Consider the following 20078-nt stretch of genomic DNA (forward strand, 5'->3'; position numbering starts at 1 on the left):
GGGTAAAGTTGCACTCAGGGCGTATAATGCCGCGCAATTTCGTTCTTGCCTGATTGTCAGCCATGCTGGCGCAGGCGTGACCTCGTTTCACTTCGCGCCAGATGCAGCCCAGTGCTGAATCTGGCCTGCACCGGGTTTCTCCATGCCAGCACCTACGCCCCTCGAGAAGTACCAGGCAGACCTCAAGCGTGATGACTTTGCCTACGATGCCGCCCAGGAAGATGCCGTTCGTCACCTTCAGCGCCTTTATGACGATCTGGTGCGTACTCCGCGCCAGACGCCTGACAAGGTCGAAGATGTCACGGGCAATGGCGGGCTTGGCTCCAAGGTGCGTCGATTGTTCGGCAAGCCGTCGCGGCCGGCCGCCGTCGACAGGACCCCGGACATCATGGGGCTGTATTTCTGGGGTGGCGTGGGGCGCGGCAAGACCTATCTCGTCGATACCTTCTACGAGAGTCTGCCCTTCGCGGACAAGATGCGGACGCACTTCCACCGCTTCATGCAGCGCGTCCACAACGAGCTTGGCCATTACAAGGGCGAGAAGAACCCGCTGACGCTGGTGGCGGCCAAGTTTGCCGTGGAAGCGCGCGTGATCTGCTTTGACGAATTCTTCGTCAAGGACATCACCGATGCCATGATTCTCGCCACCCTGTTCGAGGAGCTGTTCAAGCAGGGCGTGGTACTGGTCGCGACCTCGAACATCGTGCCGGATGATCTCTACAAGGATGGCCTGCAGCGTGCGCGCTTCCTGCCGGCTATCGACCTGGTCAAGCGCCATTGCACCGTGGTCAATGTGGATTCGGGTATCGATTATCGCCTGCGCGCTCTGGAGCATGCCGAGCTGTTCCACAGTCCGCTGGGTGACGAGAGCGGTGCCAGACTGGCGCGTGAGTTCCGCTCCATTGCCGGAGCCGAAGGTCATGCCGATGAAGGCTTGAGCATCAATCACCGCGTGCTGCATGCCTTGCGTCGCCACGAGGATGTGGTGTGGTTCCATTTCGATGAGCTGTGCGATGGCCCGCGCAGCCAGAATGACTACATCGAGCTTGCGCGCGAGTTCCACACCGTGCTGGTGTCGGAGGTGCCGCAGATGGGGCGTGACAGCGATGATCAGGTGCGCCGCTTCATCAATATGGTCGATGAGTTCTATGACCGTGGCGTCAAGCTGCTGATGAGTGCCGAGACACCGGTCGAGCAGCTCTACACCGGCGGCAACCTCGACTTCGAATTCGAGCGCACCCTGTCACGCCTGCAGGAAATGCAGTCGCGTGAATACCTGGCGCTGCCTCACAAGCCATGAGGCGATGTCGGAAGACGAAATAGCCTTTGTGGTGCGGGCGTCTGGCATGTACAATGCGCGCTCGCTCGAATTGTTGTCCGGTCCACGAGTCGTCCTGGGTCAATCACCCTTGATGGGCGTGGGCAGTCTGGAGTCGAGTCGGCGGTGACCGCGCAAGCGGCCTGCCACTGACTGCCAGGCGTCGGACAACCAAGAAAAATAGGGATTGGTCGCGCACTCAAGTGCAAGACCCGACTATAGGTGATTCATCCATGAAGACGTTTACTGCCAAGCCGCAGTCCGTCCAGCGTGACTGGTTCGTCGTCGACGCAGCCGGCAAGACGCTGGGCCGTATGGCTACCGAAATTGCTCGTCGCCTGCGCGGCAAGCATAAAGCCGAGTACACTCCGCACGTTGACACTGGCGACTACATCGTCGTCATCAACGCCGAGAAAGTCGCTGTGACTGGTCGCAAGGCAGAAGCCAAGACCTACTACCGTCACACCGGTTACCCGGGCGGCCTGCGCTCCATGAACTTCAACCAGATGATCGAGCACAAGCCTGAGCGCGTGATCGAGCTGGCGGTGAAGGGCATGCTGCCGAAGGGCCCGCTGGGTCGTGCCATGCAGTCCAAGCTGAAAGTCTATGCTGGCGCCGAGCATCCGCACGCTGCGCAGCAGCCGCAAGAACTGAACATCTGAGGGAAGCATCGCCATGACACAGCAGCACTACGGTACCGGGCGCCGCAAGACTTCTACCGCGCGCGTCTTCCTGAAGCCGGGCACCGGCAAAATCACCGTCAACCAGCGTGACCTGAACGACTACTTCGGTCGTGTGACAGGTCGCATGGTTGTTCGCCAGCCGCTCGAGCTGACCGAAACCACCGAACAGTTCGACGTATACGTCACTGTCGCCGGTGGTGGTGGTTCCGCTCAAGCTGGCGCCATCCGTCACGGCATCACTCGTGCCCTGATGGCTTACAACGAGGACTTCCGTCCGGCACTGCGTGCCGCCGGCTACGTCACTCGTGATGCTCGTGAAGTCGAGCGTAAGAAAGTCGGCCTGCGCAAGGCCCGTCGTCGTCCGCAGTTCTCCAAGCGTTAAGAGAACAGGCGTCGACCACAAGAACGTCCAGTACCCGAAAGGGTGCTGGGCGTTTTTTTTGCGATCTTGATAGGGGCGTCAAGCGCATGGTGCGAGCGCAATTGAAGAAAGCCGCTTCTGGTAAAGTGATTTTCTTGAGTTGTGAGCGGTGGGTTCTTGCCCTTTAATACAGTCAAGCGTCAAGTGCCCGGCAAGGGAATGGTCTGGCAGCATGCGGTGGTGTTCGGGAGACAATAACAATATGGCTAATCGAGGTGTGAATCGAGGGCGGCGCCGCTTCCTCGTCAGTGCGACCAGTGTCGTGGGGGCGATAGGCGCCGTTGGCATCGCGACGCCCTTTCTGGCTTCCTGGCAGCCGAGCGCACGGGCAAGAGCGGCAGGTGCACCTGTCACGGCGGATATCTCGCGCCTGGCACCGGGTCAGCAGATGACCATCGAGTGGCGCGGCAAGCCGGTATGGGTGGTGCGTCGCACCCCCGAGATGATTGATGACATCCGGGCCATCCCGCACGCCGAGTTGCAGGACCCCGAATCACGCCGTCCCCAGCAGCCAGCCTATGTGGATGCTGTCCTGCGCTCCATCAAGCCTGAGTACGTGGTACTGGTGGGAATCTGCACCCATCTGGGCTGCTCGCCGGGTTATCGACCCGAGATGGGGGCCGCGGATCTTGGCGCTGACTGGCCGGGTGGCTATCTGTGTGCCTGTCATGGCTCGAAATTCGACCTCGCGGGTCGCGTGTTCACCGGAGTGCCGGCGCCCTCGAATCTCGAGGTGCCGCCGCATCATTATGAAAGCGAGCAGGTGCTGGTGATCGGCGTCGATGAGGAGGCTGTGTGATGGGGAATCCAGAACGTGCCAAGGCGTCGCGAGGCATCATGCGCTGGATCGATGATCGCTTCCCGGCCACCCAGATGCTGCAGGACCATCTGACAGGCTACTACGCGCCCAGAAACTTCAATTTCTTCTATTTCTTCGGCTCGCTGGCGCTGCTGGTGCTGGTCAATCAGATCATTACCGGTATCTGGTTGACCATGAGCTATACCCCGACCGCCGAAGGGGCCTTTGCCTCGATCGAATACATCATGCGCGATGTGGAATATGGCTGGCTGATCCGTTACATGCACTCTACGGGGGCGTCCGCATTCTTCGTCGTCATCTATCTGCACATGTTCCGGGGGCTGATCTACGGCTCCTACCGAGCGCCGCGTGAGCTGGTGTGGATCTTCGGCATGTGCATCTATCTGGCGTTGATGGCCGAGGCCTTCATGGGGTATCTGCTGCCCTGGGGGCAGATGTCCTACTGGGGGGCGCAGGTGATCATCTCGCTGTTCACGGCGATCCCGGTCATCGGAGCGGATCTGGCGCAGATGATCCGTGGCGACTACCTGGTGTCCGGCATTACCTTGAATCGCTTCTTTGCCCTGCATGTCATCGCCTTGCCACTGGTCATCGTCGGGCTGGTGGTGCTGCATCTGGTGGCGCTGCATGAGGTGGGGTCGAACAATCCGGATGGCATCGAGATCAAGGACAGGAAGGATGAGGCGGGCCAGCCGTTGGATGGCATTCCGTTCCATCCCTACTACACGGTGAAGGACCTGGTGGGTGTCGGTGTGTTCCTGTTCGTGTTCTGTGCCGTGATCTTCTACTTCCCGGAAGGGGGCGGCTACTTCCTCGAGACGCCCAATTTCGAACCGGCCAACTCGTTGAAGACACCTGAGCATATTGCCCCTGTCTGGTATTTCACGCCGTTCTACGCGATGTTGCGGGCCGTGAACTATCCCTTGTTCGGGGTCGATGCCAAGTTCTGGGGCGTGGTGGTGATGGGGTTGGCGATCGCCATCCTGTTCGTGTTGCCATGGCTTGATCGTTCTCCTGTGCGCTCCATCCGTTACAAGGGCTGGCTGTCGCGTATCGCGATACTCGTGTTCGTGGTCAGCTTCGTGACCTTGGGGGTGCTTGGCGTGATGCCGCCGACGTTCGAGCGCACGATCATCGCGCAGATCGCGACGGTGGCGTACTTCGCCTTCTTCATACTGATGCCGCTGTATACGCGATTCGAGAAGACGCGAGCGGTGCCGGACAGGGTGACAGGCCGATGAGCGGGCAAAAGGGTGGGTCAAGGGACTGGCTGAAGCATGTACTGGCTGCAGGCGTGGTGGTGGCCGGCCTGCTGGGGGCGGGAGCTGTCAGCGCGGCAGGGGGCGAGGCAGTGCGTGAGTCGATGCAGCCGGATCTGCATGACAAGCCCTCGTTGCAGCGCGGCATGCAGCTCTACACCAATTATTGCCTCGGCTGTCACAGCCTGCAGTATCAGCGCTATTCGCGTGCCGCAGAGGACCTGGAGATGCCCGAGGATCTGGTCGAGCGATATCTGATTTTCTCGCCAGAACTCAAGATCAATGACACCATGCGCATCGGGATGAAGGCTGAGGACGCCGCGAGCTGGTTCGGTACGCCGCCACCGGATCTGTCTCTCGAGGCGCGTCTGCGCGGGACGGATTGGATCTACTCCTACCTGAAGAGCTTCTATCGCGATCCCGAGCGCCCCTGGGGTGTCAACAATGCTGTCTATCCGCTGGTGGCGATGCCCAATGTGCTGGAGACATTGCAGGGCGTTCAGGAAAAGGTCTGCGCCCAGAGCGACCTGGTGCCTCCGGGCGCGGAGCTGAACCCGGCAACGGGGCACTATGACTCCTGCGACGTGCTGGAGATCACCTCGCCGGGCAGCATGACAGCAGAGGAATTCGACCAGGCCGTGTGGGATCTGACCAACTTTCTGGCCTATGTGGGCGAACCATCGCGACTCAAGGCTGAGAGCATGGCCCCCAAGGTGTTAATATTCATCCTGATCTTTACTCTGCTGGCATATCTTCTCAAGAAGGAATACTGGCGCGACATTCATTGATGGCTCCCGGAGTGGCGCTCATTGATAATGGCGTGCAGGCAGTGACGGGCGCACGGCTGATCGGTCGTGCGCCCGCTTGCGTCGCTTGCGGGTGACGCAAGGTTGACCCTCTGGGCGCGTCACGCAGTTGATGAGGCGCCCAGAGGAAACTTATTCCCGTTCGTCAGGCCAAAAGCTGACGCGGGCATGGCTCGAACAGATGCGAGGACAGTTTCATGGGTGTTGTGGCCAAGCGTTCATCGATGACCTTCTACTCCGGTGGTGACGACCACTTCAGCCACCGTGTACGGATCGTGCTGGCCGAGAAGGGTGTAGCAGTCGATGTCATTGATGTAGATGATGACAACCGTCCGGCCGAGCTGGCTGATCTGAACCCGTACAACAGTGTGCCGACGTTGCTGGACCGTGACCTGGTCCTCTACGAGTCCAAGGTGATGATGGAGTACCTGGACGAGCGCTTCCCGCATCCGCCGCTGTTGCCGGTGTATCCGGTGGCGCGCGCCCAGAGCCGTCTGTGGATGCACCGCATCGAGCGCGAGTGGGTGCCGATGATGGAAACCATCCAGAACGGCACCAAGAAGGAAGCCGACAAGGCACGCAAGGAATTGCGCGAGAGCCTGATCGGAATCGCGCCGATCTTCGATGACATGCCGTTCTTCATGAGCGACGAGTTCTCTCTGGTCGACACGTGCATCGCCCCGATTCTGTGGCGTCTGCCGACATTGAACATCGAGCTGCCGGAGAAGCAGGTCAAGCCGCTGCTGAACTACATGGAGCGTCTGTTCGATCGTGATGCCTTCAAGGCGTCTCTCTCCGAGGCAGAGCGCGAGATGCGTATCTGATTCGCTAGAGCAATCCCGAAAGGGGTGCTTGAGTCACTGGAACCCACCCCGGGGTGGGTTCCGGGCTCGGATCATGAGGCGGGGAGGGGCCGAGGTCAGGTGTCTCGACCGTCACGTGGTGTCAGTGCCCGCAAGCTGTAGCTCGGCGTCGCAGGACGTCGGTCATCGTGACATCCATTGCAGTTCAAGAGGTTCTCTCATGCTTTCCAGTCGCCCTTATCTGGCACGTGCGCTCTACGAGTGGCTGCTGGATAACGACAATACGCCGTACATCGTGGTGGATGCCGAGCAGGATGGCGTTCAGGTGCCGCGTCAACACGTGCAGAATGGCCAGATCGTGCTGAACATCGCGCCGGGTGCCGTGCGTGATCTGCTCATCGCCAATGAGGGTGTCAGCTTCAATGCCCGTTTCGGTGGTCAGCCGATGCACGTCAGCGTGCCGACACCGGCGCTGGTGGCGCTGTACTCTCGCGAGAATGGCGTTGGCATGGTGTTCGGGCATGAGCCTGTCATGCCGGGTGCGGATGACCTGGCCTTCGGTGAGGCAGCCTCGGATGAGGCGACCTCCGGTGAGGAGGCTCAGGCGCCTTCACGTCCGACTCTGGCCAGTGTCGGTGGTGCCAGCAGCGCTGCTGATGATGAGCAGGGTGAGGAGGCGTCACGGGGTGATGCGGCGGCCGATGAGGTCGCGAGTGCCGAGGAGCAGGAGGGCGGCAGCATCTCCTCCTCCGATGAGGAAGGCGGCGATGATCAGCCGAAGCCTCCCCGCAAGGGGCGTCCGTCGCTGCGAGTCATCAAGTAAGCGGACACTCCTCTTCAGTCCTCTTGGGCTGATAACGACGACGCCCCACAGGCCAGGCCTGTGGGGCGTCGTCGTTTTTACCCATACGTCAGGGAGTGCGGTCGACGTCAATCAAGATACTCGAAGACCTTGGCGATACGCTGGATGCCACCGACTTCCGAGACCTTGCTGACGATCTGGTCGGCCTCCGAGCGGGTCACGATGCCCATCAGGTAGACGCTGGCATTCTCGGTCAGCACCATGATGCGCCCGGAATCGATGTTGGCATCGGCCGCGAGAGTCGCCTTGACGCGGGTGGTCAGCCAGGTGTCCTGGACGCGCTGGCTGGTAGGCGCATTGGCGCTGACTTCCAGGGCGTTGTGTACCTGGCGTACGCGACGGACATCCTTGGCGACTTCCGCGGCGCGTTGCTTGAGCTCATCGCTGGGCACTTGCCCGGTCAGCAGGACCATGCCGTTGTAGGCATTCACGTTGACATGGGCGTCATTGAAGCGCGCATCGATCTTGCCGAGATTGACTTCGATCTTGGTCTCGATGCTCTCGTCTTCCACTTGAGCGCCCAGAGTGCGATCACCGTAGTCCTCGTCAATGGGACCACTGTGAGTCAGGTCGGCCACGGTGGTACAGCCCGCAAGGGATAGAAAGCCGGCGGTGGCCATGAGGGAAAGCAGGTACTTTGGCGTCATGCCGTAATCTCCTGGTGAGCGCCGTGTGTCGCAAGGCGTTATTCGTTGCTGCCGAACAGCTGGTGATCGATCAGATCACACAGGCAATGAATGGCCAGCAGATGGACTTCTTGAATGCGCGCGGTGGAGGTCGCCGGTACGCGGATCTCGCAATCTTCGCTGCCCAGCAGGGAAGCCATGTCGCCACCGTCACGACCGGTCAGTGCCACCACGCGCATGTCGCGGTCATGGGCCGCCTGGATGGCCTGTACCACGTTGGCGGAGTTGCCGCTGGTGGAAATGGCCAGCAGGATGTCGCCGGGCTGGCCCAGGGCGCGAATCTGCTTGGAGAACACCTCGTTGTAGCTGTAATCGTTGGCGATGGACGTCAACGTCGAGGTGTCGGTGGTCAGGGCGATGGCCGGCAGGCTCGGGCGTTCACGCTCGAAGCGATTGAGCAGCTCTGACGAGAAGTGCTGGCTGTCACCGGCGCTGCCGCCGTTGCCGCAGGCCAGAATCTTGCCGTCATTGACCAGGCTTTGGACCATCATCTGACTCGCCGCTTCGATGAAGGGCGGCAGCACTTCACTGGCGTATGTCTTGGTGTCGATGCTGGCGTTGAAGTGGCCGAGAATACGAGATTGGAAATCCATGATGGCTCTTGGTCGTTGGCTTCAGAACGCTTCGAATGCGTGGCGTATCCAGTGAATGGCGAGAGGGGGAGGACCCTCCACGCCGACCACGTCGAAGCGGCAGGAACATGATAGCCCGTGATGGGCCAGATAAAAACGCGCGGCCTTGATCAGCCGGCGTTGCTTGGTGGCGGTCACGCTTTCCAGTGCGCTGCCGAACCGGGAGCTGGCGCGGTAACGCACTTCGATGAACACCAGGGTGTCACCATCACGCATGATCAAGTCGATCTCGCCGCCCTTGGCATGCGAATTGCGCGTGACAGGCACGAGACCTCTGGCTGACAGCCATTTCTCGACCTCGGCTTCGATCACGGCGCCGCGCGCTCTCGCGCGACGCTGTGGTGGCTCCTGCCCGGTCGTTCCAGGGCGCGCCATGTCAGGGCGTGTAGGCTTCGACGGTGCGGTTGCTGGCGCCTTTCAGCGGCGGGCGTGGTACGCCGCCTCTGAACTCCGCCCACGGCAGCGTGCGTTCGATGCGTCCATCATGACGCGGGAATAGACTGCCGGTCGCTCCGAAGAGTTCCCCGCCGGCACCGGCCAGCATCAGCGGAACGCGCTGTGCCAGGCGATAGGCATCGACGCCCATGGCATTGAGCTTGAGCATGCGCGGAGAGGCATCCGACAGGGCGCGATAGGTATCGGCTTCCGGCAGAGTGGCCTTGCCGCCGGAGGAGGCCTGCGGCACCTCCCAGGGGATGTCGACGAAATTGACGCCATTGAGGTCGCCATCCTGAGCGGGCTGGGGGGAGCCTTCGTAAAGGTGTGAGGTGCCGTAGATCGGCAGGTTGCCTGCGTAGTAGAAGTCCAGCATCGGCGGCACCTGACGAGCGTAGCTTGGCAGCGCCAGCAGGAAGATCATGTCGATGTTGCCGGAGTGGGCGCGGCCATACTTGCTGCCGGATTTCTTGGCGGATTTCATGCGCGCCTGATCCTGGCTGGAGACGGAGAGCAGATCCTTGACCGCTTCACTGACCGGGCCCTTGGGGTTGTAGCGCTCGATGGAAACGATGTCGCCACCTTCCTGCTCGAAGCGATCACGGAAGGCGCTGTAGACGCGCTGACCCCAGGCATTGTCGGGAATCATGGCCGCGGCACCACGATGACCGTCAAGTGAAGCGCGCAGTGCGACCTGGCGCGCTTCGTCTTCGGCGGACAGGCCGTACTGGAAGAGGTTGTCGGCCTGATTGCGCTCATGGGTGCCGTAATTGAGGGCCAGGGTCGGCAGCGGCAGGCTGCTCTGGGTCTCGAGCTGGCTAACCAGCTGCTTGTCCAGCGGGCCAAGCACGACCTGAGCTCCCTCCATGGTCGCGCGGGCATACAATGTCTTGAGATCGGCGCTTGAGGTATCGAAGAAGCTCAGCTGCGGCGTGGCTTCGGCATTGTCGATGGCGCTGCGATGGCGTGCCTCGATGCCCTCACGAATTGCCTGCGCGATACGCTTTAATGGGCCGGACTGCGGAAGGAAGACCGCGATCTTGCGGACTTCCTGGCCGGAGAGCTCGCGCAGATCGAGGATGCCCTGCGGCATCTGGCGTGCGGCCGGATGCTGCGGATTGGCATCCGCCCAGTCGTTGATGGCGGAGAACATCTGGTCGATGTTGCCGCCGAAGCGCCGCTGCAGGCGCAGCAGGTCCGTCCAGCCGCTGGCAATGACGTTGGCGCTGGCCAGCTCGCCGAGCTGGCTGGGAGACAGGCGCGTGAGCTGTTCCCACAGGGTGTCATTGATGCTGAGGTCATCAGTGTCCGCCTGCAGGGCAATCAGCGTCTGGGCACTGGCCAGAGGTTCGCCGACCATGCCGAGCGCCAGGCCGCGACGCTTGCGCAGCGTGCGCTGATCGTCGCTGGACATCGTGATGTCGTCTTCCAGCACGGACGTGGCGAGTATCGTGTTCCAGCCATCCTGCTGCTCGAGGGCGATGCGCGACAGCAACAGGGCCCATTGCACGCGTTGCTGGGGTTCCAGACTCGCGGGGTCGATGTCCGAGGTGATGGTGATCGCCTGCGCGTTGTCGCCGCTGCGTGCTAGGATATCGGCGGCCTGCAGTCGGGTGCCGGCGGCCTGTTGGCCCTGTTGTTGCTCCGCTTGAGCCAGCAGCGCGTCCGCCCCCGGTCCGCTGGGACGGGAGGACTGCCCGGCACACCCGGCCAGCAGCAGTGCCGCGATGGCCATGCCGGCCAGTCCGCGCAGGCTGGTGCGTGGGAGGCGCAAGCTCTTGTGCCGAATGGTTGACGCAGTGCGCAGCACGTTGTCAGGCGCACGATTCCATGTCTGGCCCATGTACGACGGTCCCTTGGCTGATGGGCGAGGAGGCCGTGGCCCGCGTCGCCGCTGCTGTAATGACGGATGAATACTGCAATGACGAATGAGACGGGTCTCGGAGTGGCTGCTCGTGCGGGCATGTCTGCCGCAGGTGGTCAGGCCACTCGGCTGTCTCTGACGTCCATATCTACCACTGAGTTCAACGAGTCGAAGCATTGAATGTCTGAGTCTTCTGAAGGCGTATTGTACGTGGTCGCCACGCCGATTGGTAACCTCGATGACCTCAGCCCACGTGCCGCGCGGGTGCTGGGCGAAGTGGATCTGATCGCGGCTGAGGACACCCGCCACAGTGCCCGTCTGCTGCGCCATCTGGGGCTGGAAGTCCCCATGATGTCACTGCATGACCACAATGAGCGCGGGCGGGTCGATCAGCTGTGCGAGGCCCTGGAGGCGGGGCGGCGTGTCGCGCTGGTCTCCGACGCCGGGACGCCGCTGATCTCCGATCCCGGCTTCATCGTGGTGCGGGCGCTGCGGGAGCGCGGCTTCAAGGTAGTCCCGCTTCCCGGCCCCTGCGCGTTGATTACCGCGCTCAGCGCTGCTGGCCTGCCGACGGATCGCTTCACTTTCGAGGGGTTTCTCGCTCACAAGGGTGGACCACGTCAGGCGCGCCTCACGACACTGCGTGAGGATAGCGCGACGCATGTGCTTTATGAGTCGCCTCACCGTATCCAGGCGTTGTTGAAGGATATCCACGACGTTCTCGGGGCGCGCCGAGTCGTGTTGGCACGTGAGCTGACCAAGACCTTCGAGACCTTCCTGGACGGGACGGCTGCTGAGCTGCTGGCGATGATGGAGGCGGATGGCGATCAGACGCGCGGTGAATTCGTGGTCATGATCGAAGGGGCTCCGGCACGTGAGGGCGACGAGGCTGCCAGCGTCGAGGGTGATGCGCTTCTCAAGGTGCTGTGGGAAGAGGGGGTCGGCGTCAAGCAGATGGCGGCGATTGCCACTCGTCTGGTCGGCGGGCGCAAGAAGGCCTGGTATGCCAAGGCACAAGCCCTGAAGGATGCGGCGGAACCACGAGAAGCGTAAGCGAGAGGTGTTTTCCAAGTGCTTGGCATGTCTGGCTTTTCGGCGTTCCTCCGGGCCAGGTGCACTGCAGCGCCAGCTTGTGGAAACGATGTGACACTGATAGTCTTGCGCGCTTGGGAGATGGCCAGACAGTCGCCGCCAGCGTGAGCTGGGGGAGGAAAGTCCGGGCTCCATAGGGCAAGGTGCCAGATAACGTCTGGGCGGCGTGAGCCGACGGCAAGTGCAGCAGAGAGAAGACCGCCTACGTCAGCTTCGGCTGGCCGGTAAGGGTGAAAGGGTGCGGTAAGAGCGCACCGCGCGTCTGGTAACAGTTCGCGGCGAGGTAAACCCCACCTGGAGCAAGACCAAATAGGCCCCCTATGCTGCTGCCCGCAGTGGGGGCGGGTTGGTTGCTTGAGCCCTGAAGTGATTCAGGGCCTAGATGAATGACTGTCCACGACAAGACCCGGCTTATCGGCCGTCTCCCGCCTAATATTGAAGATGTCAGCCCTGTGATGCGAAACGCGCAGTTCAGGGCTGACATGTGACACCGCATGACCGGCGCCGTCCGCTCCGTGCTCCGTGGCTGGCCATTTGCAATGGCGGCGGACATGAAGTCGTGACCGGCGCCGGTTGTCGATTGTGCCATCGATAATCATGCGAATGTCTCTGCTTTCCTGCGGTCTACCGCCAGACGACTGGCGTCCGCCTTTACTGCCCGCAACGCGTGCCAAGGTCTCGAATTTCGTCATGTCCAAGCCCAGCGCTCCCTCCGTTCCCGAATCAGCCGCTGCCATGTCAGCCGCCGAATCCGAAGCTGCGGATCGCTTCGCGCATGTCAGTGTCATGCTCGATGGCGCGGTGGATGGGCTGATTCAGGACGTCTCCGGTGTCTATTTCGACGGTACTTTCGGGCGCGGCGGTCACTCACGCCTGATCCTGTCGCGTCTCGATGACGGTGGACGTCTGATCGCCTGTGATCGCGACCCCCAGGCATTGGCGGAAGCCGCCACCATCGAGGATTCCCGTTTTTCCATTCACGCCGGTGAATTTGCCCGCCTGGGCGAATATGCCGAGCGGGAAGGCGTGCATGGTCAGCTCGATGGCATTCTGCTGGATATCGGCGTGTCCTCGCCGCAGCTGGATGATGCCGAGCGTGGCTTCAGCTTCATGAATGATGGTCCGCTGGACATGCGCATGGACCCCACCAGTGGCGAGAGTGCCGCTGAGTGGTTGTCACGTGCCAGTGCCGAGGACATGGCGTGGGTCTTCAAGACCTATGGTGAGGAGCGCTATGCCAAGCGTCTCGCACGTGCGGTGGTCGAGCGCCGCGCCGAGCGTCCCATCACGCGGACCGGTGACTTCGCCAGCCTGATCAAGGACGCGCATCCCAACTGGGAGAAGCACAAGCACCCGGCGACGCGTGTCTTCCAGGCGATCCGCATCCATGTCAACGGCGAGCTGGATGAGTTGACCCGCGCCCTGGATGCTGGCCTGGAAGCCCTGAAACCGGGGGGGAGGCTGGTGGTGATCAGCTTCCATTCGCTGGAAGACCGTATCGTCAAACGCTTCATGCGCGACAAGGCGCGTGGCGATCAGGCGCCGCGTGGCATGCCCATTCGCGAAGATCAGCTCAACAAGCGCCTCAAGCTGGTCGGCAAGGCTCAGAAGGCCTCCGAAAGCGAGGTGCAGGCGAACGTACGCTCACGCAGCGCCGTGATGCGCATCGCCGAGAAGCTGAAATAACGCCCGGTTCGTGGCGTGTATCGTGGTCATCCCAGCGCCTGCCTTTTGGCAGGCGCGCTCGCAAGGGGACGTAGCGTTGTGCGACATGTGTGTCGGTGCCTCGCAACGCTTAACGACCAACGCCACAAGCTGACATAATGCGCCGGTCGTCGCCTGATGGTACCGCTGGTCATCACGAGTGATGAGTGGCCGGCATGTTGCGGCGATGAACAGGACAAGCCGTCAGCCATCGGGTGTTGTATGCCTGACATGCATGGATTGACGGGTCGTCCCGCAGGGATAAATCGTGGTGCAGATCACCGCGTTCAGAGTGATAAGGGAGTCAGCATGGCGGGACGCAAGCAGCAGGGCAGCTGGAGAGGGAACTGGCCGATCAGGTTCCAGATGCGTTGGCGTCATCTGTGCTTCGTGGTGCTGATGATCTGCCTGCTGGGATCCGCCGCTGCTGTCGTCGTTAGCTCCCATCTCTCGCGCGGCCAATACGCGCAACTCCAGAAGCTCGAGGCGGCGCGTGATGATGCGCGTGCTCGCTGGGGGCGTCTGCTGCTTGAGGAAAGTGCCTGGTCCGCCCCTGCGCGTATCGAGAGCATCAGTACCGAGCGTCTCGAGATGCGCGTACCGGATGTCCATGATGTCGAGGTCATTCGCTGATGGCCACACGTCGACCTCCTTCCTCGGACCCCAAGGCCCCTCGCTCCCGCGGCGCACGCACTGCGCCACCCGGCGCGGCCAGTCGCGGCAAGACGGCTGGTTCTGCCGCCGCCGGGGCACGCAAGAGTGCGCGTGGGCCCATGGGGTCCGCCCGCTATCGCATCATGCTGGGTATCGTGTTCGCAGGGCTCCTGGCCCTGGTGGGGCGTATCGGCTATCTGCAGCTCTTCGATCAGCAGTTCCTGCAGGATCAAGGGGATGCGCGCACCCTGCGCGTCGACAGCATCAACGCGCACCGTGGCATGATCACCGATCGCAGTGGCGAGCCGCTGGCCATCTCGACGCCGGTCATCACGCTGTGGGCGGACCCGCGTCTGGTGCCGGATGATCCGGTGCGCCTGTCACTGCTGGCACGCGCGCTCGGCCAGCAGCCTGACGACCTGATCCGCCGTGTGCGCCAATATCGTGATGCCGGCAAGGGCTTCATGTACATCAAGCGTCAGATGACCCCTCCTCAGGCGCAACCCGCCATCGACCTGGATGTTCCGGGTGTCCACCACAAGCAGGAATACAAGCGTTACTACCCCTCGGGCGAGGTCTCCGCACAGCTGGTCGGCGTGACCAATGTCGATGACAAGGGCCAGGAGGGGCTTGAGCTTGCCTACAATTCCTACCTCTCCGGTACGCCGGGCAAGCGTCGCGTGCTCAAGGACCGTAAGGGACGCCTGGTGCGTGACCTGCACCTGATCAGCGAAGCCAAGCCTGGTGGTGATTTGACCCTCTCCATCGACCTGCGTCTTCAGTACATGGCCTACCGTGAGCTGAAGGCCGCCGTGGCCGAGCACCGTGCCGACGGTGGCACCCTGGTGATGATGGACGCGCGCACGGGAGAAGTGCTGGCGATGGTCAATCAGAAGTCCTACAACCCCAACAATCGTGCGGGGCTTGACCCTGCCGGTCTGCGCAACCGTGCGATCACCGATGCCTTCGAGCCGGGCTCGGTCATGAAGCCTCTGGCGATGAGTGCAGGTCTGGCCTCCGGCAAGTATCAGCCGGACTCGGTGATCGACACTACGCCGGGTTACATGCGGGTCGACCGCTTCACGATTCGCGATTTCCGCAATTACGGCAAGCTCGACATGGCCGGCATTCTCTATCACTCCTCCAACATCGGCATGAGCCGCATGGCGCTGAGCCTCGAGGATGACGCGGTATGGAATCGCTATTATGAGCTGGGTCTGGGGCAGGCACCGGGCACCGGCTTCCCGGGCGAGACGACGGGCGTTCTGCCGGCCCCGACCAACTGGTCGCGCAGCAAGCGGGCCTCCATGTCCTACGGGTACGGGATCAGTGTCTCGGCCTTGCAGCTGGCCAGCGCCTATACCGCACTGGCCAATGATGGTCGCCGGCTGGCGCCGTCGCTGCTCAAGGTGAATACCCCGCCGGTGGGGGATCAGATCATCTCGCCCGAGAATTCCCATGCCCTGCTCGGGATGATGGAGAAGATCGTCCAGCCCAATGGTCCCGCCAAGCGTGCCGTGGTCGAGGGCTACCGTATCGCGGGCAAGACGGGTACGGTGCGTAAGGTGACCTCCGGTGGCTATCAGAAGACGGCCTATCGCTCCTTGTTCGCCGGCATTGCGCCGGTGTCCGACCCGCGCATCGTGACCGTGGTGATGATCGAGAATCCCAAGGGCGAGGAATACTACGGGGGCCTAGTCGCGGCGCCGGTGTTCGGTCGCGTGGTCGGCAAGGCGCTGCGTCTTCTGGATGTGCCACCTGACAGCGCCGTCGGCGAGTGAGCGGTGACATCTGCCGCCATGCATGCCGGAGACGGCGCGTGACATCCATTTCTTTCGTGTAGCGAATACGTCCCAGCTTCAGCAACAAGGAAGGTCTTCCAGCATGACTTCATCGCAAGATCTGGCCGAGCAGGCCTCGGCAGAGCCGCTGGGCGAATTTCTGGCACGGCCACTGGCGACAGCCAGCGAGCTGCTTGGCGCGCTCATGGCGCTGTGGCCCGGCGTGTTCAGCGATAGTCGCCTGACCGCACTCGTGATGGCGCAAGACGACTGGCATCTGACGATCGACAGTCGCCACGTGACGCCGGGGTCGCTGTTCATCGCGGTACCCGGTATCGGCAGCGATGGTCGCGATTACATTGCCTCCGCCCTCGAGAAGGGCGCGGCGCTGGTAGTGGCACAGCAGTCTTCCGAGGGGGAAGCCTCGTCTGAGTCTCACGCAGACGAGTGTGTCGTCTGGCTCGAGGGGCTCGGCGCGCAGCTCGGCGAGCTGGGACGACAGGCCTTTGGCGTGCCGGAGTCACTGACGCTGGTCGGCGTGACCGGCACCAACGGCAAGTCCTCCGTGACCCATTACATTGCCGAGTTTGCCGAGGCGCTCGGCATCCCCTCCGGCATGATCGGCACGCTGGGGATCGGCCGCCCTGGCGCGCTGGTCGCCGGTGAGCGCACCACGCCGGATGCACTCGCCGTCCAGTCGGCGCTCAAGGGCCTGAGCATGGCCGGTGCGGAACTGGTCGCGATGGAAGTCTCTTCCCATGCGCTGGACCAGGACCGTGTCAACGGCTGCCGCTTCACGGTGGCGGGCTATACCAATCTGTCGCGTGATCATCTGGATTACCACGGCAGCATGGCGGCCTATGCCGCGGCCAAGGCCAAGCTCTTCAAGCGACCGGAACTCAAGCTGGCGGTGCTCAATGCCGATGATGCGCTGGCGCGTCTGATGCTGGCCGGCATGCAGCGCGGTGTGCGCGTGTTGGCGATGGGGCGTGACGAGGTGGCCACCCTGCGCGTGCTGGACGTCTTCCCCGAGCCGCTGGGGCAGGTGGCCGTGATCGCGACACCTGACGGTGAGCGTGAGCTCGGCCTCAATCTGATGGGGCGCTTCAACCTCGACAATGCCTTGCTGGCGATGCTGATCCTGCATGGTCTCGGCCATTCGCTGGCGGACCTGTTCGCGGCGGCACCGCGTCTGACGCCGGTGCCGGGACGCATGCAGCGCCTGACCCGCGAGGGCGCGCCCGTGGTGGTGGTGGACTATGCCCACACCCCGGAGGCGGTCGAGACCGCGCTGACGGCACTGCGTGCCCATCTGCCGGCGCGTGATGATGCGCGCCTGTGGTGCGTGCTCGGCTGTGGCGGTGATCGCGACACCGGCAAGCGCCCGCTGATGGCGACGGCCGCCGAGCAGGGCGCCGATCGCGTCGTCATCACCGATGACAACCCGCGCAGTGAAGAGGCCGCTGTCATTCGTCAGCAGTTGATGGATGGCATCCAGGCCCGGGAGCGCGCCCGGGAAATCGCCGGGCGCGCCGAGGCCATCGCCCAGGTCATCCGTGATGCAGGCGAACATGACGTGATTCTCATCGCCGGCAAGGGCCACGAGGATTATCAGGAAGTGGCGGGCGAGCGTCTGCCGTTCTCGGATGTCGCACATGCGGTGGCGGCGCTCGAGCGTCGTGCGCTCTCCACTCAGGAAGGTCTGGAGAGCGACGCATGAGTGCGTCAGTGCAGTCTCCTGGGCTGGAGTGCTTCGATGAGGTGGCTCAGCTGCTCTCGGCTCGGCTGCCTTCGGCGCTGGTCGGCCGGTCATTGGGGGCCATCGAGACGGATACCCGCAAGCTGTCCAGCCAGCGGTCGCCGCTTTTCGTGGCGCTGAAGGGCGAGCGTTTCGATGCCCATGACTTCCTGGCTCAGGCTCGTGACAATGGCGCGATCGCGGCGCTGGTCGAGCATCCGGTGGATGACCCGTTGCCGCAGATCGTGGTGCCTGACACGCGGCTCGCCTTCGGTCTGCTGGCGGCGGCACGTCGGCGAGCCTGGGGGCGGCCGTTGATCGCCGTGACCGGCAACAGCGGCAAGACCAGCGTCAAGGGACTGGTGCATGCCATCCTGGTGCGTGATGCCGCGCGCTTCGACGCCGAGAGCCTTGCCACACAGGGCAACCTCAACAATGACTATGGTCTGCCGATGACGCTGCTGCGCCTGAACGATGCGCATCAGCATGGCGTCGTCGAGCTGGGCGCCAATCATCTCGGTGAGATCGCCTGGACCACCGCGCTGGCACGCCCACAGGTGGCGGTCATCACCAATGTCACCGGTGCTCACGTCGGGGAATTCGGTGGCATGGGGCAGATCGCCCAGGCCAAGGGCGAGATTCTTGCCGGACTCAGTCCGCTGGGGGGGCGCCGTCCGGTGGCGGTACTCAATCGTGATGATGTCTATTTCACGCTCTGGCAGGCGCTGGCAGTGACGGGGCAGGCGGTGGATATCATCGACTTCAGCGTCGCGGACCTGGCGGAGAGTTCGGCACGCCTGCAGGCACGCAAGCTAGGCGCGGATGAGCTCGGGCGTTATGCTTTCGAACTGACGTTTGACGGCCACTCGCTGGGGCGGGTCCAGCTTGCCCTGCTGGGTCGGCACAATGTCGCCAATGCGTTGGCGGCAGCCGCTGCCTGTCTGGCGCTGGGCGTGGACAGCCAGCTGGTCATCGAGGGGCTCGAGAGCGCCGAGAGCGTTCCGGGTCGCCTGGGGGTCGTGGAAGGACACAATGGGGCTCGTCTGCTCGATGACAGCTACAACGCCAACCCTGGGGCCATGCTGGCCGCGCTGGAGCTGTTGGCGAGCCTTCCTGCTCCGCGCTGGTGCCTGATGGGCGCCATGGGCGAGCTGGGCGAGGACGCCGAGCGGCTGCACGCCGAGGTGGGCGCCTACGCCCGCAAGCTCGGTATCGATTTCGTTGCCACCTGTGGTGAGAAGGCCAGAGCGACTGCCGAGGCCTTCGGCGCAGGTGGCATGCATTTCAAGGAGCGGGCGGAGCTTGAAGCTTACGCCCGTACCCATCTACCCACCGGGGCCAGTGTTCTGGTCAAGGGGTCTCGTAGCGCAGGCATGGAACATGTCGTTGCCGCGCTCAAGGTCGACGCATCAAGGTGAATGTGAGTCATGCTGCTGCTGCTTGCTGAGTTTCTGGCCCAATTCAATGGCGCCTTTACGGTTTTCAATTATCTGACCCTGCGTGTGGTGCTGGCCACGCTGACGGCCTTGTTGCTGTGCCTGTGGCTCGGCCCCTGGGTCATCCGCAAGCTGGTGGATGGCCAGATCGGCCAGGCCGTGCGTGATGATGGCCCTCAGTCCCACCTGTCCAAGGCCGGTACGCCGACCATGGGCGGCGTGATGATCCTGCTGTCGATGGCCGTCTCGACCCTGCTGTGGGGCGACCTGACCAATCTGTATGTCTGGGTGGTGCTGGCGGTCACATTGGGCTTCGGTGCGGTCGGCTGGGTGGATGACTACCGCAAGGTGGTGGAGAAGAATCCCCGTGGCCTGCCGGCGCGCTGGAAGTATTTCTGGCAGTCGGTGGTGGGCATCGGGGCGGCCGTGGTGCTGTACCTGACGGCTTCCACGCCTGCCGAGACAGCACTGCTGGTGCCGTTCTTCAAGGATGTCGTCATCCCGCTGGGCATCTTCTACATGGTGCTGACCTATTTCGTGATCGTCGGCAGCTCCAATGCCGTCAATCTGACCGATGGCCTCGATGGGCTGGCGATCATGCCGACCGTGCTGGTGGCCATGGGGCTTGCGATCTTCGCCTACGCCTCGGGCAACCTGAAGTTCGCGGAGTATCTGCACATTCCGTTCATTGCCGGTTCCGGCGAGCTGGCGGTGTTCTGTGCCACCATCGCGGGCGCCGGCCTGGGTTTTCTGTGGTTCAACACCTATCCCGCCCAGGTCTTCATGGGCGATGTGGGCGCCTTGGCTCTCGGTGCGGCACTGGGCGTGGTCGCGGTCATCGTGCGTCAGGAAATCGTGCTGTTCATCATGGGGGGCGTCTTCGTGATGGAGACCGTCTCGGTCATCCTGCAGGTCGGCTCCTACAAGCTGACCGGACGACGCATCTTCCGCATGGCGCCGCTGCATCACCACTTCGAACTCAAGGGCTGGCCGGAGCCGCGCGTCATCGTGCGCTTCTGGATCATCACCGTCGTGCTGGTGCTGCTTGGCCTGGCCACACTCAAGGTTCGCTGAGGACGCTTTC

19 protein-coding genes and 1 other RNA gene are annotated in these 20078 nt (G+C 62.8%); 16 read left to right on the forward strand and 4 right to left on the reverse strand.

Translation table 11 applies throughout. The features are described from left to right. Window positions 1-142: 142 nt before the first annotated feature. The 8 genes from zapE to PJK54_RS08150 all read left to right on the forward strand — a co-directional run bounded on the left by zapE (window position 143) and on the right by PJK54_RS08150 (window position 6933). Window positions 143-1300, forward strand: a complete 1158-nt coding sequence (gene zapE, locus PJK54_RS08115) for a cell division protein ZapE (RefSeq protein WP_077371635.1) — start codon at window positions 143-145, stop codon at window positions 1298-1300. A gap of 251 nt (window positions 1301-1551) precedes the next feature. Beyond that, entirely contained in the window at window positions 1552-1980 is a 429-nt protein-coding gene (gene rplM / locus PJK54_RS08120; protein ID WP_065392477.1) for a 50S ribosomal protein L13, read from the forward strand. 13 nt (window positions 1981-1993) lie between these two features. Further along, on the forward strand, window positions 1994-2383 hold the full coding sequence (gene rpsI / locus PJK54_RS08125; protein ID WP_043332522.1) for a 30S ribosomal protein S9: 390 nt from the start codon (window positions 1994-1996) through the stop codon (window positions 2381-2383). A gap of 241 nt (window positions 2384-2624) precedes the next feature. Beyond that, window positions 2625-3221, forward strand: a complete 597-nt coding sequence (gene petA / locus PJK54_RS08130; protein WP_077371638.1) for a ubiquinol-cytochrome c reductase iron-sulfur subunit — start codon at window positions 2625-2627, stop codon at window positions 3219-3221. Next, complete coding sequence (locus PJK54_RS08135) at window positions 3221-4483, forward strand: cytochrome b (RefSeq protein WP_077371641.1); 1263 nt, start codon at window positions 3221-3223, stop codon at window positions 4481-4483. Before petA ends, PJK54_RS08135 begins: the two co-directional genes overlap by 1 nt. Then, window positions 4480-5289 (forward strand): cytochrome c1, encoded by an 810-nt coding sequence (locus tag PJK54_RS08140; RefSeq protein ID WP_136938333.1) that lies wholly within the window; start codon window positions 4480-4482, stop codon window positions 5287-5289. Before PJK54_RS08135 ends, PJK54_RS08140 begins: the two co-directional genes overlap by 4 nt. Before the next feature lie 215 nt (window positions 5290-5504). Then, window positions 5505-6131 (forward strand): stringent starvation protein SspA, encoded by a 627-nt coding sequence (gene sspA / locus PJK54_RS08145; protein WP_077371647.1) that lies wholly within the window; start codon window positions 5505-5507, stop codon window positions 6129-6131. A 199-nt stretch (window positions 6132-6330) separates the two neighbouring features. After that, window positions 6331-6933: a ClpXP protease specificity-enhancing factor gene (locus PJK54_RS08150; RefSeq protein ID WP_141392248.1), complete on the forward strand. Its 603-nt coding sequence runs from the start codon at window positions 6331-6333 to the stop codon at window positions 6931-6933. Window positions 6934-7040: 107 nt separating this feature from the next. On the opposite strand, the gene PJK54_RS08155 is transcribed toward PJK54_RS08150, so the two are convergent. From PJK54_RS08155 to PJK54_RS08170, 4 genes are read right to left on the reverse strand one after another with little or no spacing between them, the layout of a single operon-like run. Next, window positions 7041-7619 (reverse strand): BON domain-containing protein, encoded by a 579-nt coding sequence (locus PJK54_RS08155; RefSeq protein WP_077371653.1) that lies wholly within the window; start codon window positions 7617-7619, stop codon window positions 7041-7043. A gap of 38 nt (window positions 7620-7657) precedes the next feature. Beyond that, window positions 7658-8251 carry a phosphoheptose isomerase gene (locus PJK54_RS08160; RefSeq protein ID WP_043332512.1) on the reverse strand — a complete coding sequence of 198 codons (594 nt, stop codon included), beginning with the start codon at window positions 8249-8251 and terminating at the stop codon, window positions 7658-7660. A 21-nt stretch (window positions 8252-8272) separates the two neighbouring features. Next, the gene (locus tag PJK54_RS08165; RefSeq protein WP_077371656.1) at window positions 8273-8665 is read right to left on the reverse strand and encodes a YraN family protein; all 393 of its coding nucleotides are present in this window, start codon (window positions 8663-8665) and stop codon (window positions 8273-8275) included. A 1-nt stretch (window position 8666) separates the two neighbouring features. Next, a complete protein-coding gene (locus tag PJK54_RS08170) occupies window positions 8667-10568 on the reverse strand; it encodes a penicillin-binding protein activator (RefSeq protein ID WP_271302615.1) in 1902 nt (633 codons plus the stop codon). A 201-nt stretch (window positions 10569-10769) separates the two neighbouring features. On the opposite strand from PJK54_RS08170, the gene rsmI reads away from it, so the two are divergent. The 8 genes from rsmI (at window position 10770) to mraY (ending at window position 20068) form a co-directional block, all read left to right on the forward strand. After that, the gene (gene rsmI, locus PJK54_RS08175) at window positions 10770-11642 is read left to right on the forward strand and encodes a 16S rRNA (cytidine(1402)-2'-O)-methyltransferase (protein WP_271302616.1); all 873 of its coding nucleotides are present in this window, start codon (window positions 10770-10772) and stop codon (window positions 11640-11642) included. Window positions 11643-11758: 116 nt separating this feature from the next. Beyond that, window positions 11759-12111: RNase P RNA component class A (gene rnpB / locus PJK54_RS08180), an RNA gene on the forward strand. Window positions 12112-12416: 305 nt separating this feature from the next. Next, entirely contained in the window at window positions 12417-13367 is a 951-nt protein-coding gene (gene rsmH, locus PJK54_RS08185) for a 16S rRNA (cytosine(1402)-N(4))-methyltransferase RsmH (RefSeq protein ID WP_077371665.1), read from the forward strand. A 327-nt stretch (window positions 13368-13694) separates the two neighbouring features. Continuing rightward, window positions 13695-14018: a cell division protein FtsL gene (gene ftsL / locus PJK54_RS08190; RefSeq protein WP_077371668.1), complete on the forward strand. Its 324-nt coding sequence runs from the start codon at window positions 13695-13697 to the stop codon at window positions 14016-14018. 140 nt (window positions 14019-14158) lie between these two features. Continuing rightward, window positions 14159-15820, forward strand: a complete 1662-nt coding sequence (locus PJK54_RS08195; RefSeq protein ID WP_077371671.1) for a peptidoglycan D,D-transpeptidase FtsI family protein — start codon at window positions 14159-14161, stop codon at window positions 15818-15820. Between the two features lie 205 nt (window positions 15821-16025). Next, window positions 16026-17540: a UDP-N-acetylmuramoyl-L-alanyl-D-glutamate--2,6-diaminopimelate ligase gene (locus PJK54_RS08200; protein ID WP_442870675.1), complete on the forward strand. Its 1515-nt coding sequence runs from the start codon at window positions 16026-16028 to the stop codon at window positions 17538-17540. Beyond that, window positions 17537-18976: a UDP-N-acetylmuramoyl-tripeptide--D-alanyl-D-alanine ligase gene (locus PJK54_RS08205; RefSeq protein WP_084209212.1), complete on the forward strand. Its 1440-nt coding sequence runs from the start codon at window positions 17537-17539 to the stop codon at window positions 18974-18976. Before PJK54_RS08200 ends, PJK54_RS08205 begins: the two co-directional genes overlap by 4 nt. A 9-nt stretch (window positions 18977-18985) precedes the next feature. Further along, the gene (mraY, locus tag PJK54_RS08210) at window positions 18986-20068 is read left to right on the forward strand and encodes a phospho-N-acetylmuramoyl-pentapeptide-transferase (RefSeq protein ID WP_077371680.1); all 1083 of its coding nucleotides are present in this window, start codon (window positions 18986-18988) and stop codon (window positions 20066-20068) included. The last annotated feature ends 10 nt before the right edge of the window (window positions 20069-20078 follow it).

Origin of the sequence: Cobetia sp. MMG027, from assembly GCF_027947415.1 — a bacterium.
Lineage (GTDB): Bacteria > Pseudomonadota > Gammaproteobacteria > Pseudomonadales > Halomonadaceae > Cobetia > Cobetia marina.